Source organism: Mycobacterium paraffinicum (genome assembly GCF_001907675.1).
GTDB classification, from domain to species: Bacteria; Actinomycetota; Actinomycetes; order Mycobacteriales; family Mycobacteriaceae; genus Mycobacterium; species Mycobacterium paraffinicum_A.
In genome coordinates, this window is the sequence record NZ_MPNT01000049.1 from 1 (window position 1) to 12,694 (window position 12,694).

The 12,694-nt window shown below is 68.4% G+C and carries 12 protein-coding genes; 9 read left to right on the top strand and 3 right to left on the bottom strand.

Annotation, left to right across the window (positions count from 1 at the left end):
- Nucleotides 1-169 precede the first annotated feature (169 nt).
- From BRW65_RS28905 to BRW65_RS28925, 5 genes are all read left to right on the top strand, one after another.
- Nucleotides 170-592, top strand: a complete 423-nt coding sequence (locus tag BRW65_RS28905; protein ID WP_073880606.1) for a hypothetical protein — start codon at nt 170-172, stop codon at nt 590-592.
- On the top strand, nt 589-2,118 hold the full coding sequence (locus BRW65_RS28910; protein ID WP_073880608.1) for a multicopper oxidase family protein: 1,530 nt from the start codon (nt 589-591) through the stop codon (nt 2,116-2,118). Before BRW65_RS28905 ends, BRW65_RS28910 begins: the two co-directional genes overlap by 4 nt.
- Before the next feature lie 98 nt (nt 2,119-2,216).
- Entirely contained in the window at nt 2,217-2,564 is a 348-nt protein-coding gene (locus BRW65_RS28915) for a VOC family protein (protein WP_073880610.1), read from the top strand.
- Between the two features lie 50 nt (nt 2,565-2,614).
- Nucleotides 2,615-4,912, top strand: a complete 2,298-nt coding sequence (purL, locus tag BRW65_RS28920) for a phosphoribosylformylglycinamidine synthase subunit PurL (protein WP_073880612.1) — start codon at nt 2,615-2,617, stop codon at nt 4,910-4,912.
- A gap of 19 nt (nt 4,913-4,931) precedes the next feature.
- Nucleotides 4,932-5,558, top strand: coding sequence for an Rv0804 family intramembrane glutamic endopeptidase (locus BRW65_RS28925; protein WP_073880614.1), 627 nt, complete (start codon nt 4,932-4,934; stop codon nt 5,556-5,558).
- On the opposite strand, the gene BRW65_RS28930 is transcribed toward BRW65_RS28925, so the two are convergent.
- On the bottom strand, nt 5,548-6,762 hold the full coding sequence (locus tag BRW65_RS28930) for an MCE family protein (RefSeq protein WP_073880616.1): 1,215 nt from the start codon (nt 6,760-6,762) through the stop codon (nt 5,548-5,550). The two genes, BRW65_RS28925 and BRW65_RS28930, sit on opposite strands and share 11 nt — an antisense overlap.
- A gap of 19 nt (nt 6,763-6,781) precedes the next feature.
- Between BRW65_RS28930 and BRW65_RS28935 the strand changes: the two genes are divergently transcribed.
- From BRW65_RS28935 to purM, 3 genes are all read left to right on the top strand, one after another.
- On the top strand, nt 6,782-7,171 hold the full coding sequence (locus tag BRW65_RS28935; RefSeq protein ID WP_073880617.1) for a sterol carrier family protein: 390 nt from the start codon (nt 6,782-6,784) through the stop codon (nt 7,169-7,171).
- 139 nt (nt 7,172-7,310) lie between these two features.
- Nucleotides 7,311-8,846, top strand: a complete 1,536-nt coding sequence (purF, locus tag BRW65_RS28940; RefSeq protein WP_073880618.1) for an amidophosphoribosyltransferase — start codon at nt 7,311-7,313, stop codon at nt 8,844-8,846.
- A gap of 71 nt (nt 8,847-8,917) precedes the next feature.
- Entirely contained in the window at nt 8,918-10,012 is a 1,095-nt protein-coding gene (gene purM / locus BRW65_RS28945; protein ID WP_073880619.1) for a phosphoribosylformylglycinamidine cyclo-ligase, read from the top strand.
- 61 nt (nt 10,013-10,073) lie between these two features.
- Here purM and BRW65_RS28950 read toward each other — a convergent pair whose 3' ends face one another.
- Both BRW65_RS28950 and BRW65_RS28955 read right to left on the bottom strand, forming a co-directional pair.
- Entirely contained in the window at nt 10,074-10,259 is a 186-nt protein-coding gene (locus BRW65_RS28950) for a DUF3073 domain-containing protein (RefSeq protein ID WP_073880620.1), read from the bottom strand.
- A gap of 144 nt (nt 10,260-10,403) precedes the next feature.
- Complete coding sequence (locus tag BRW65_RS28955) at nt 10,404-11,486, bottom strand: YgfZ/GcvT domain-containing protein (protein WP_073880622.1); 1,083 nt, start codon at nt 11,484-11,486, stop codon at nt 10,404-10,406.
- A 109-nt stretch (nt 11,487-11,595) separates the two neighbouring features.
- On the opposite strand from BRW65_RS28955, the gene BRW65_RS28960 reads away from it, so the two are divergent.
- A complete protein-coding gene (locus BRW65_RS28960) occupies nt 11,596-12,474 on the top strand; it encodes an aminodeoxychorismate lyase (protein ID WP_073880624.1) in 879 nt (292 codons plus the stop codon).
- Nucleotides 12,475-12,694 lie beyond the last annotated feature (220 nt).

A 12,694-nucleotide genomic window follows, 5' to 3' on the forward strand; every position in this document is an offset into this window, starting at 1 on the left:
ATCCAGGGCCATCGCGATGTTCCTCTCGGTAGTGATCCTTGGTCGTTTCACCACAGAGACTCACGCGATGGCCCCTCTACATCGGCACCGACACGCCGCTACTTACACCACACCCGGGGACGTTCCCCGTCGTCATCTCCTGAGTGCGCAATCTCGACGAGGAGGATCGATGACAGCCGATGACTGGTACGGCCCGCGCTGGCCCCGCGTGATCGCCCGTGCGACCAGCGCAACGTTGGCATTGCTGGCGCTGGCTCAAGCCGCATTCGCCGGCAGTTTTTTGGGCGGGCGATACGACGCATTGATGCTGCACTCAGTCGGCGCGAAGGTGACCACGGTGCTTTCTGTCGTTCAGGTGCTGGTGCTGGTGCTGGTGAGCGGGGCGGGCGGGCCGCGATGGCCGGTGGCGGTCGGGGCGCTCGTGACCGTCCTCTTCGTCGCCGAGTTCGCATCGGGGGAATTGCGGCTAACAGGCCTACACGTTCCGCTCGGGGTGCTGTTGATCGTGGGAATCGTCCAGCTGACGGCGTCGGTCTGGCGTTTGCCGCTGGCCGCGCGCTCGCGACCGGCGAAGCGGGAAGTGATCCGATGAATCGGCGACGTGCGTTGGGGCTCGGCGCAGCCGCTGCGGGCGTCGGTTTCGTCGGCGCCGGCTGGCCGCTGGCCGGTGCACTGCTGGGCTCCGCAGAGTCGGGACGCCTCATCCGCAGTCAGACCAGGTTGCCCGATCGCTATCAAGTTCCATTGCCGATCCCGGAACGATTGACGCCGGTTCGCACCGACGCTCACACCGACTACTACGAGATCACCCAGCAGACCACGCAATTGCGAATACTGCCCGAGCTGCCCACGGCGGCATGGACTTACAACACGAGCTTCCCCGGCCCCACCATTGCGTCGCGCTCCGGCCGACGCACTGTCGTGCGGCACCGCAACGCCCTGCCGGTGCCGGTCGTGGTGCACCTACATGGCGGTCACACGCCGGAAGACCACGATGGGTACCCGACCGACTTCATCCTGCCGCCAGGCGATCGGGCCGGGGCCGAAGCCATGGGGCGCAACAGCGTTGTCGGAGAGCGCGAATACATCTATCCGCTGAATCAGCGGGCCGCCACATTGTGGTACCACGATCACCGCATGGGCTACACCGGCGCGGCGGTGTGGCACGGCCTGGCCGGATTCCATCTGGTCCATGACGACGAGGAAGACGCGTTGCCGCTGCCCCGCGGGCGGCGGGACATCCCGGTGATGATCACCGACCGCGCATTCGCCGCCGACGGCTCCTTCCGCTACCCGGCCGCTGACGGCGGCGGGGCGAGCGGTGACTACATGAATGGCGTTCTCGGCGACGTCATCCTGGTCAACGGCGCCCCATGGCCGGTGCTGTCGACCGATCCTGCCCGTTACCGGCTGCGGTTTCTGAACGCATCCAACGCCCGCCGCTACCGGCTGCAGCTCGACCCGCAGCCACCCGGCGGTTCGGCGTTGGTGCAGATCGGCAGCGACGGCGGATTACTCGCGCGACCGGTGGGCCAGGACTTCATCGACATCGCTCCGGCCGAACGCTTCGACGTTGTGGTCGATTTCAGCCGCTACCGGGTAGGAACAGAGGTGCGGCTGCTCAACCGGTTGGGTGCCGAAAGCGCCGGCGAGATCATGCGATTCGACGTCGTCGGAGCCGACCGTGCCGACGACTCGGCCATCCCCGACCGGCTCAGCGGAAGCCTCCGAGGTCCCGACCCGCACGGCGCCGTGGCCGCTCGAACCTTCCTCTTCCGCCTGGGCAGAAAAGGCGTATGGACGATCAACGACCTGTCCTATCAACCGGGCCGTCCGCTGGCGCGGCCGAAGCTCGGCACCACAGAAATCTGGCGGTTCATCACCGAATTCCACCATCCCGTTCACGTGCACCTGAATTCCTTCCGAGTGCTCTCCCGCAACAACCGCGCACCGGGTCGGTTCGACATCGGGTGGAAGGACACCGTCGATGTACGCCCGGCCGAAGCCGTTGAAGTCCTCACTCGGTTCACCGACTACACCGGTTCATACCTGCTGCACTGCCACAACCTCGAACACGAAGACATGGCCATGATGGCCGACTTCCTGACCGTCGATTAACGGCCGGGGGAAGGCAGAGTCCTGACGGGACGAACCACTTCGTCGGCGATACGGGCGCTCCTTTCCCCAGGGCGGGCGGAGGCCTAAGGTCTGGCGTTATGGCGCTCAACGTGGAGATGATCACCTTCGACTGCAGCAATCCGGCGCAGCTGGGCGGCTGGTGGGCCGAGCAGTTCGGTGGTACGGCGCAGGAGTTGCTCGCCGGCGAGTTCACCGTGGTCAATTTGCCGGAGGGACCTCGGCTCGGCTTCCAGAAGGTGCCCGATCCCACCCCCGGTAAGAACCGCGTGCACCTCGACTTCGGCCCCGCCGACGTGGACGCCGAGGCGCTTCGGCTGACGGCCGCCGGTGCCACGGAGCTCGGCCGGCACAAGTTCGGCGACAATTTGCGCTGGGTGGTGCTCGCCGACCCCGAGGGCAACGTCTTCTGCGTGGTCGGCCAATAGGCTCCACGGCGACCCGACGGTGACGGGAGCGCCGCCCTAGACTGTCTGGCGTGACAGTCCCCGGGACGAGCGCCCGCACCCAGGCGATCGACACCGTCGAGCACGCCGCTGCCAGCCCCGACCAGCCGCAGCCCTTCGCCGAGCTGGGCCTTAAAGACGACGAGTACCAGCGAATCCGCGAGATCCTGGGCCGTCGACCCACCGACACCGAGCTGGCGATGTACTCGGTGATGTGGAGTGAGCACTGCTCGTACAAGTCGTCCAAGGTGCACCTGCGCTACTTCGGCGAGACCACCACCGACGAGATGCGCGCGGGCATGCTCGCCGGCATCGGCGAGAACGCCGGCGTGGTCGACATCGGCGACGGCTGGGCCGTCACCTTCAAGGTGGAATCGCACAACCACCCCTCCTACGTCGAGCCCTACCAGGGCGCGGCGACGGGTGTCGGCGGCATCGTCCGCGACATCATGGCCATGGGCGCGCGACCCGTCGCGGTGATGGACCAGCTACGGTTCGGCGCAGCCGACGCACCGGACACGCGCCGGGTGGTCGACGGAGTGGTCCGCGGCATCGGCGGCTACGGGAACTCGCTGGGGCTGCCCAACATCGGCGGCGAGACCGTCTTCGACGCGTGCTACGCCGGCAATCCGTTGGTAAACGCGTTGTGCGTGGGCGTATTACGCCAGGAGGACCTGCACCTGGCGTTCGCCTCGGGTACCGGGAACAAGATCATCCTGTTCGGTGCGCGCACCGGCCTGGACGGCATCGGCGGGGTGTCGGTGCTGGCGTCGGACACCTTCGACAGCCAAGGTTCTCGCAAGAAACTGCCTTCTGTGCAAGTGGGCGACCCCTTCATGGAGAAGGTGCTCATCGAGTGCTGCCTCGAGCTCTATGCGGGTGACCTGGTGATCGGCATCCAGGACCTTGGTGGCGCCGGATTATCATGTGCCACATCGGAACTCGCGTCGGCTGGCGACGGCGGGATGGCGATCGAGCTCGACACCGTCCCGCTGCGGGCCAAGGATATGACTCCAGCCGAGGTGCTTTGCAGCGAGTCGCAGGAGCGGATGTGCGCTGTGGTGGCTCCGGAGAACGTGGACGCGTTCCTGGCGGTGTGCCGCAAGTGGGACGTGCTGGCCACCGTGATCGGCGAGGTCACCGACGGCGACCGGTTGCGGATCACCTGGCACGGCGAGACCGTCGTCGACGTGCCGCCCCGCACGGTCGCGCATGAGGGGCCGGTGTACCAGCGGCCGGTCGCGCGGCCGGACTCGCAGGACGCCCTGAACGCGGACCGGTCGTCGAGCTTGCCGCGGCCAAAGACGGGGGAGGAGCTGCGCGCGACTTTGCTTGCGCTGCTGGGCAGCCCGCACCTGTGCAGCCGCGCGTTCATCACCGAACAGTACGACCGCTACGTGCGCGGCAACACCGTGCTGGCCGAGCACGCCGACGGCGGTGTGCTTCGGGTTGACGAGGCCACGGGCCGGGGCATCGCGCTGTCGACCGACGCGTCGGGTCGTTACACGCTGCTCGATCCGTATGTCGGAGCCCAACTCGCGCTGGCCGAGGCCTACCGCAACGTCGCCGTCACCGGCGCGGCCCCGGTCGCGGTGACCAACTGCCTCAACTTCGGTTCTCCGGAGGATCCCGGGGTGATGTGGCAATTCTCGCAGGCGGTTCGGGGGCTGGCGGACGGCTGTGCGGCCCTTGGCATTCCGGTGACCGGTGGCAACGTCAGCTTTTACAACCAGACCGGATCGGCCGCGATCCTGCCCACGCCGGTGGTCGGTGTGCTCGGCGTCCTCGACGATGTGGGCCGGCGCATTCCGACCGGCCTGGGCGGCGAGCCGGGCGAGACCCTGCTGCTGCTGGGCGATACCCGCGACGAATTCGACGGCTCCATCTGGGCGCAGGTGAGCGCCGACCATCTGGGCGGGGTGCCGCCCGCGGTCGACCTTGCGCGCGAAAAGCTGCTGGCCGAAGTGCTGAGCGCGGCGTCCCGCGACGGGCTGGTGTCCGCCGCGCACGACCTGTCCGAAGGCGGACTCGCACAGGCCATCGTGGAGGCGGCGCTCGCGGGGGAAACCGGTTGCCGCATCGTGCTTCCCGAGGGTGCCGATCCGTTCGTGACGTTATTCTCCGAGTCGGCGGGCCGTGTCCTGGTGGCGGTGCCGCGCACCGAGGAAAGCCGGTTCCGGGCGATGTGTGAGGCGCGCGGATTACCCGCGGTGCGCATCGGCGTGGTCGATGAGGCCTCGGACGCGGTGGAGGTGCAGGGCCTGTTCACCGTGTCGCTGGCCGAACTGCGCGAGACGTCCGAGGCGGTGCTGCCGCGCCTCTTCGGTTGAGCCGCAGCGCCGAATCCTGATGGGCGAGCTGGGTTTCCGCCGGGCCGGCGCGTTGTCCCTGGCCGCCGCCCTGGTGGGCTGGAGCTTCGTCGGTCCCCGCCTGCCCACGGCATGGCGGGTGACGATCCAGGCGGCCGCGGCCGCGGTGCTGGTGGTTGTGACGCGTGCACCGCTGGGGCTGTCTCCGCCGCGAGTGTGGGCGGGGCTGCGGTTGGGGTCCGCGGCCGGCGCCGCCGCGGCGGGCGCGATCGCCGCGTCGACTGCGGTGCCGATGGTGCGGGCGTCGATGGCCGACCGGGAGCCGATCGGATCGGTGGCGGGCTGGCTCATGGTGCGCATCCCCGTCGGCACCGTATGGGCCGAGGAGGCCGCGTTCCGCGCCGCGCTCACCACCGCCGCTTCCGGCGGTTACGGCAGATCCGGCGCAAGGTTGTTGCAGGCGGCGAGCTTTGGGCTCTCTCATATCGCCGACGCGCGGGCGGCGGGGGATCCGGTGCTGGGCACCGTGTTGGTGACGAGCGTCGCGGGCTGGCTATTCGGTTGGCTGGCCGACCGTTCCGGCAGCCTCGCCGCGCCGATGCTGGTGCACTTGGCGATCAACGAAGCCGGTGCGATCGCCGCGCTGGGCGTGCGCGTCACGGGTTGATGGTGTAGTCGCCCAGCTGCCTGCCCCACACGTGCTCGGTGAACAGTGGGGAGCCGAGCTCGAAGTGGTTGTAGGGAGCCATGCTCGCGCCGGTGTCCATCACGAGGAACGGCGCCGGCCACAGTTCTCGGGTGATCGTCTGCCAACAGCCCGGCCGGCCACCGGGACCGCCCCTGGCGTTCGTCCGGGGCAGATTCTCCGGCCAGATATACGGATTGGGCGCCCCGGCGATTGCGCCGGCTGCGTGGGCGCCGAGCGAGTAGCCGTTGTCGCCTAGGGCGTTGTGGATCTTGGGGCCGACTTCGTTGAAATTGCGTATGGTGCAGAAGATTTCCGGACTGTATTCGTCGAGCAGCTGGCTGGAGCTGACCAGATCGGCGGCTCCCCGGGCCAGGTAGGGTCCGCCGCGGCCGAAGACATCGGCGCCTGCGCCGCCCAGCCCGGCCGCCGCTAGCAGCGCTGCGTCCAGATCGGCTTGCTGGCGGTTCAGCGTGCGCGCCGCGGTCACCGCGTGGTCGAGGGCGTCCCATAGGTCTGGGGAGGCGTTGGCATAGGTCTCACCGAGGACCGCCAACCGCGCGACGACGAGGCGAATCGCGGGCATCCGCGGGTTCACGTCGTCGAGAATCGTGTTGCCGTTGACCAAAGAGGCGCCGAACTTCTCGCCCAACCCCGTCAGTGCTTGCGCCGCCGCGCTGAGCGTCAGGTTCACCTTGACCGGATCGACCTTCTCCGCGATCGAGGTGAGCGTCTCGAACACGGTGTTGAACTCGGTGGTCACCGCGGTCGCGTCGATCACGATCGACGGTGTGATCGATTGGGCCGCGGGCTTTGGCGGCGAAGTCAACGCGACGTACTTGTTGCCGAACACCGTGGTCGCCTTGACGGTGGCGGCCACGTTGGCCGGGATCAGCTTGACGTACCTGGGGGTGACATCCAGCGTCACCCTGGCGGCCGGCCTGCCGTCGCGGGTGATCTCCGCAATGCCGGCCACGCGGCCGATCTGGACGCCGTTGTAGGTGACCTTGGAGCCGGGATCCAACACCAGGCCGGCGCGGGGAGCCAGCATCGTCAGCTTGGTTGTCGGCGTGAGCTCGCCGCGAAACTGTAGATACAGCAGCGACCCGACCAACCCCATGATGACGAGCGTCACGAGGCCGACGGACTTGTACGGTGGCCCGCGCCGCAAGCGACGACGCTCCATGAGTTTGAGACCCTAGGGTATGGCCGCCCCTCAAAAGGCCGATCCGGCAAAGACCAGGCAGGCCGTGTTGGCCGTCGCGGACTGGCTGCGGGACGCATCCCGGCCCGCACCCGACCGCGAGAGCCTCGGGGCCGCGGTCCGGCTCACCGCCCGTACCTTGGCCACGGTGGCGCCCGGGGCCAGCGTCGAGGTGCGGATCCCGCCATTCGTCGCGGTGCAATGCGTCGCCGGGCCCAGGCACACCCGCGGCACGCCGCCCAACGTGGTGGAGACCGATCCGCGAACGTGGCTGCTGCTGGTGACCGGGATGCTGTCGTTCCAAGGGGCGAAGGACGCCGGTGCGCTGAGCCTTTCCGGCTTCCGAGCAGGTGAGATCGAACACTGCTTGCCGCTGTTCGATGTCGGCTGAATAATAACCCTGAACTGCAGGTTTAGGGTCGTGCGCGGGAATTTTCGGGACGCAACACGCGCTGTCAATTCGCAGTCGACGGCGTCGGACCCGTAGACTCCGATACGTCACCAATCGTTCCCCGGGGAGCCGCCCAATCGTGACCGTCGCTGGAGCCGAAACACCCGAGCAGGACCTGAACTCGCCGCGTGAAGAGTGTGGTGTATTTGGGGTCTGGGCCCCCGGCGAGGATGTCGCAAAACTCACCTATTACGGCTTGTACGCCTTGCAGCATCGCGGGCAGGAAGCCGCCGGTATCGCCACCGCCGACGGGTCACAGGTCCTCGTCTTCAAAGACTTGGGCTTGGTCAGCCAGGTGTTCGACGAGCAGACCCTCGCGGCGATGCCGGGCCACGTCGCCATCGGGCATTGCCGCTACTCCACCACGGGCGACACCACGTGGGAGAACGCGCAGCCGGTGTTCCGCAACACCGCCGCCGGCACGGGCGTTGCGCTGGGGCACAACGGCAATCTGGTCAACACGGCCGACCTTGCCGCCCGCGCCCGCGACGCGGGGCTGATCGCGCGGCGCTGCCCCGCCCCGGCGACGACGGACTCCGACATCCTGGGCGCCCTGCTCGCCCACGGTGCCGCGGATTCCACCCTGGAACAGTCCGCGCTGGAGCTGCTGCCGACCGTTCGTGGCGCGTTCTGCCTGACATTCATGGACGAGAACACGCTGTATGCCGCACGCGATCCCCATGGGGTGCGGCCACTTTCGCTCGGCCGGCTGGATCGCGGCTGGGTGGTGGCCTCCGAAACGGCGGCGCTCGACATCGTCGGTGCCTCGTTCGTGCGCGATATCGAGCCGGGCGAGTTGCTCGCGATCGACGCCGACGGCGTGCGCTCCACCCGATTCGCCAACCCCACCCCGAAGGGCTGCGTCTTCGAGTACGTCTACCTGGCGCGCCCGGACAGCACGATCGCCGGCCGGTCCGTGCACGCCACCCGGGTGGAGATCGGCCGACGGCTGGCCCGCGAATGCGCCGTCGACGCCGACCTGGTGATCGGGGTCCCGGAGTCGGGCACCCCCGCCGCGGTCGGATACGCGCAGGAGTCCGGCATTCCCTACGGCCAGGGCCTGATGAAGAACGCCTACGTCGGGCGGACCTTCATCCAGCCGTCCCAGACCATCCGCCAGCTCGGTATCCGGCTGAAACTTAACCCACTTCGCGAGGTCATCCGCGGCAAGCGGCTCATCGTCGTCGACGACTCGATCGTGCGCGGCAACACCCAGCGCGCGCTGTTGCGCATGCTGCGCGAGGCCGGCGCCGTAGAAGTTCACGTGCGGATCGCGTCGCCGCCCGTGAAATGGCCCTGTTTCTATGGCATCGACTTCCCGTCACCGGCGGAGTTGATCGCCAATGCCGTGCAAGACAAAGAGGAAATGCTCGAAGCGGTGCGGCACGCTATCGGCGCCGACAGCCTCGGTTACATCTCGCTGCGCGGCCTGGTCGCGGCGTCCGAACAACCCGCGTCGCGGCTCTGTACCGCCTGCTTCGACGGCAGGTACCCGATCGAACTTCCCGAGGAGACGGCGTTGGGCAAAAATGTCATCGAGCACATGCTCGCCAACGCCGCGCGCGGGGCCGGGCTCGACGAGCTGGCGCCCGACGAAGTGCCGATCGTCCACTGACGGCCTTCCGATCCGGCCCTTCCACGACGTTTGATAACGGCGGTCGGCGGAGCCCGGTAGCCTTTATCGCGATGACGGATCCCGGAAAAAGCCCCGGACGAAACCCGGGCAGCCACGGCATTACCTACGCGTCGGCCGGGGTGGACATCGAAGCCGGTGACCGCGCCGTCGAGATGTTCAAGCCGCTGGCGACGCGGGCCACCAGACCCGAGGTCCGGGGCGGCCTCGGCGGGTTCGCAGGGTTGTTCGCCTTGCGCAACGACTACCGCGAACCGCTGCTGGCGGCGTCCACCGACGGCGTGGGCACCAAGCTGGCGGTGGCCCAGGCGATGGACAAGCACGACACCGTCGGACTGGACCTGGTCGCAATGGTGGTCGACGACCTCGTCGTCTGCGGCGCCGAACCGCTGTTCCTGCAGGACTACATCGCGGTGGGCCGGACCGTCCCCGAACGCCTCAGCGCGATAGTCGCGGGCATCGCCGAGGGGTGTGTGCGCGCCGGCTGCGCATTGCTCGGCGGCGAAACCGCCGAACACCCCGGCCTGATGGAACCGGACCACTACGACATCTCGGCGACCGGCGTGGGCGTCGTGGAGGCCGACGACGTGTTGGGCCCCGACCGCGTCAAACCCGGCGACACCATCATCGCGATGGGCTCGTCGGGCCTGCATTCCAACGGGTACTCGTTGGCCCGCACGGTGTTACTCGAGATCGACCGGATGAACTTGGCCGGTTATGTCGAGGAGTTCGGCCGGACCCTGGGTGAGGAACTGCTGGAACCCACCCGGATCTACGCCAAAGACTGCCTGGCGCTGACGGCCGAAACCCATGTCCGCACGTTCTGCCACGTCACCGGCGGCGGGCTGGCCGGCAACCTGCAACGCGTCATCCCGCACGGCCTGGTCGCCGAGATCGACCGCGGAACCTGGACGCCCGCACCGGTGTTCGCCATGATCGCCCAGCGCGGTCGGGTGACGCGCGACGAGATGGAGAAGACGTTCAACATGGGCGTGGGCATGGTCGCCGTCGTCGCGCCGGAGGACACCGACCGCGCCTTGGCCATCTTGACGGCTCGCCACTTGGACTGCTGGGTGCTGGGAACGGTCTGCAAAGGCGGTAAAGCCGGTCCGCGGGCAAAGCTGGTCGGGCAGCACCCGAGATTCTAGGGGTCGAAAGCCGGGCTAGCGCCGTGCCGAAGCGGATTCGAGCGGCACAGCGGTGTGAGTCTCAGCGACGCCAGTCGTCGCCATCTTCCCAGGAGTCGCCGACGCCGTCGTCCTCCAGCTCAGTGGAATCGTCGGCACCCGTTCCTGACAACTCGCGCTGAAGCCGCGTGAAGTCGGTTTGCGGGGAACTGTATTTGAGTTCTCGAGCAACCTTGGTCTGCTTTGCCTTAGCCCGGCCGCGGCCCATGGGGGAACCCCCTCGCGCAATAACGGAGCGGCCCGAATCAGGCGGCTCCGATCTCCTGGTGTCGTTATTGTCCTGCCGACAGTTTACCGTGCCTTACGGTCGGGCGTCGGTGCCCCCTGCCGCTGTGGCGGACTTCATCGAGGATTATCTCGCACCGCCCCGCAACCGTTCAACGGCCAGCCGTCCCGCACCGATGTGTTCCGTCGCCGGCAGCGAATCGGCGTCGATCGCGGCGGCCGCCGAGGCCTGCGGGCCGGTGGCCAGTTCGGTGTCGGCGGGCACCCCGCGCTTGAGCAGCGCGAGGGCCACGGGCCCGAGGTCGACGTGGTCCACCACGGTGCCCAGCCGGCCGACGGTGCGCCCGCCGGCGAGCACCGGGTCGCCCGTCGAGGGCCGCTCCACCGAGCCGTCGAGGTGCAACAACACCAGCATCCGGGGCGGTTTCCCCAGGTTGTGCACCCGCGCGACGGTTTCTTGCCCCCGGTAGCAGCCCTTGTCCAGGTGGACCGCAGCATCGATCCACCCGACCTCGTGCGGAATCGTGCGTTCATCGGTGTCGACGCCCAGTCGCGGGCGCAGCGCCGCCACCCGGTGGGCCTCGTACGCCCAAACGCCCGCCGGTCTGAGCCCGGCCTGCATCAGACGTTGCTGCCAGCCTGCGGACTCCTCCCGCGGGACCAGCAGGTCCAGTTCGATCTGGCCGGCCGGGGTGCCGGTCATCCGGCGCACGAAGCCACCGCCGGCGACCGGGACCGCGGTCAGTTCCGCGGGCAGGGTGTCCAGGCCGAGCGCGTCGAGCACCGCCCGGTCGGCCAGCCGCGGTCCGAGCAGCGAGAGCACCGCCATGTCGGCGGCGGCCGGTTTCACATCGGACCAGAAGACCATCTTGCGCAGGTAGTCCAGTAGCGGCTCGCCCCGCCACGGCTCGGTGTCCAGGTAGGTGGTGCCGTCGAGTTCGGTTTGGATCCAGTGGTCCTCGATGCGGCCCTGCCCGTCGAGGCTGAGGTTTTCCGTGCTGGCGCCCTCGGGAAGGTCGCTGACGTGTTGTGTGGAGATGCTGTGCAGCCACTTCTGGCGATCGCCGCCGGTCAGCGTGAGCACCGCGCGGTGCGAGCGGTCCACCACGACCGCGCCGGTCTCGGCCGCGCGCTGCTCGCCCAGGGGGTCGCCGTAATGCCAGATGGCGCCCGCGTCGGGGCCGGGGTCGGGTGCGGGTACTGCAGACACAGGTCAACTCTACGGATTAGCCGCAATCGCGTCGGCGAGTGTGCGGCCAGCCGCACACCCGACGCCGACCGTGCGGCCAGCCGCACACCCGCGGCTAGGCTTTATCTCCATGGCAGGCCAGACGGGCGTCATCGTCACGCTGGACGGAGCGATCCATCCGCCGGATGCCCCGCTGCTGCACGCCGACGACCTAGCGGCGGTTCGCGGCGACGGCATCTTCGAGACGCTGTTGGTCCGCGACGGCAGGCCCTGTCTGGTCGAGTCGCATCTGCAGCGTCTGACCCTATCGGCGAGGCTCATGGACCTCCCCGAACCGGAGCTGCCCAGGTGGCGCGCCGCTATCGACGCGGCCACCCGGCAGTGGGTCGACGCCACCGCCGATGAAGGGGCGATGCGCCTGATCTACAGCCGCGGCCGGGAGAGCGGCACCGCGCCGACCACCTATGTGATGGTCAGCGCCGTTCCCGAACGAGTCACAGCGGTGCGGCGCGAGGGCTTGGCCGCGGTGATGCTGGACCGCGGACTGCCCGCGGCCGATGCCGACGCGATGCCGTGGCTGCTTGCCGGCGCCAAGACCCTGTCCTACGCCGTCAACATGGCCGCCCTGCGTCATGCTGCCCGGCAAGGCGCCGGCGACGTGATCTTCGTCAGCTCGGACGGCTACATCCTGGAAGGCCCGCGGTCGACGGTGGTGATCGCGACCGGCTCCGGTGGGGAGCTGTGCCTGCTGACGCCGCCGCCGTGGTATCCGATTTTGCGCGGCACGACCCAGCAGGCCCTCTTCGAGGTGGCGCGGGCCAAGGGGTACGACTGCGATTATCGCGCGCTGCGTCCCGCCGATCTCCATGCCGCGCAAGGGATCTGGTTGGTGTCGAGTATGACGTTGGCCGCCCGCGTGCACACGCTCGACGGTCGCCGGTTGCCCAGGTCTCCGTTGGCCGCCGAATTCGCCGCGTTAGTCGATTCGGCGATCGTCAGCGATCGCTAAGCGCTGAATTGTGTTGTCGGCTTGCGGAATCGCGGGTACGGTCGGCCGTACACAAGAAGGGAGGTGGTCCGCGAAATTGATAGCTTCATGGACATGTGAGGTGGCTGCGCGCTAGCAGCAGTGGCTTACGAAGAGCCGGCGATTACGCGCGCTGGCGAATTCCCCGCAGCCACCCGGCCCCCGAGCTTCCGGTCTGTCCAACCAGGAGCCTTGCTCGGGG

What these genes read in the sequence shown, in the direction of transcription:
- BRW65_RS28905 (WP_073880606.1), top strand. Translation starts at nt 170, where the DNA reads ATGACAGCCGATGACTGGTACGGCCCGCGCTGGCCCCGCGTGATCGCC.
- BRW65_RS28910 (WP_073880608.1), top strand. Translation starts at nt 589, where the DNA reads ATGAATCGGCGACGTGCGTTGGGGCTCGGCGCAGCCGCTGCGGGCGTC.
- BRW65_RS28915 (WP_073880610.1), top strand. Translation starts at nt 2,217, where the DNA reads ATGGCGCTCAACGTGGAGATGATCACCTTCGACTGCAGCAATCCGGCG.
- BRW65_RS28925 (WP_073880614.1), top strand. Translation starts at nt 4,932, where the DNA reads ATGGGCGAGCTGGGTTTCCGCCGGGCCGGCGCGTTGTCCCTGGCCGCC.
- BRW65_RS28930 (WP_073880616.1), bottom strand. Translation starts at nt 6,762, where the DNA reads ATGGAGCGTCGTCGCTTGCGGCGCGGGCCACCGTACAAGTCCGTCGGC.
- BRW65_RS28935 (WP_073880617.1), top strand. Translation starts at nt 6,782, where the DNA reads ATGGCCGCCCCTCAAAAGGCCGATCCGGCAAAGACCAGGCAGGCCGTG.
- purM (WP_073880619.1), top strand. Translation starts at nt 8,918, where the DNA reads ATGACGGATCCCGGAAAAAGCCCCGGACGAAACCCGGGCAGCCACGGC.
- BRW65_RS28950 (WP_073880620.1), bottom strand. Translation starts at nt 10,259, where the DNA reads ATGGGCCGCGGCCGGGCTAAGGCAAAGCAGACCAAGGTTGCTCGAGAA.
- BRW65_RS28960 (WP_073880624.1), top strand. Translation starts at nt 11,596, where the DNA reads ATGGCAGGCCAGACGGGCGTCATCGTCACGCTGGACGGAGCGATCCAT.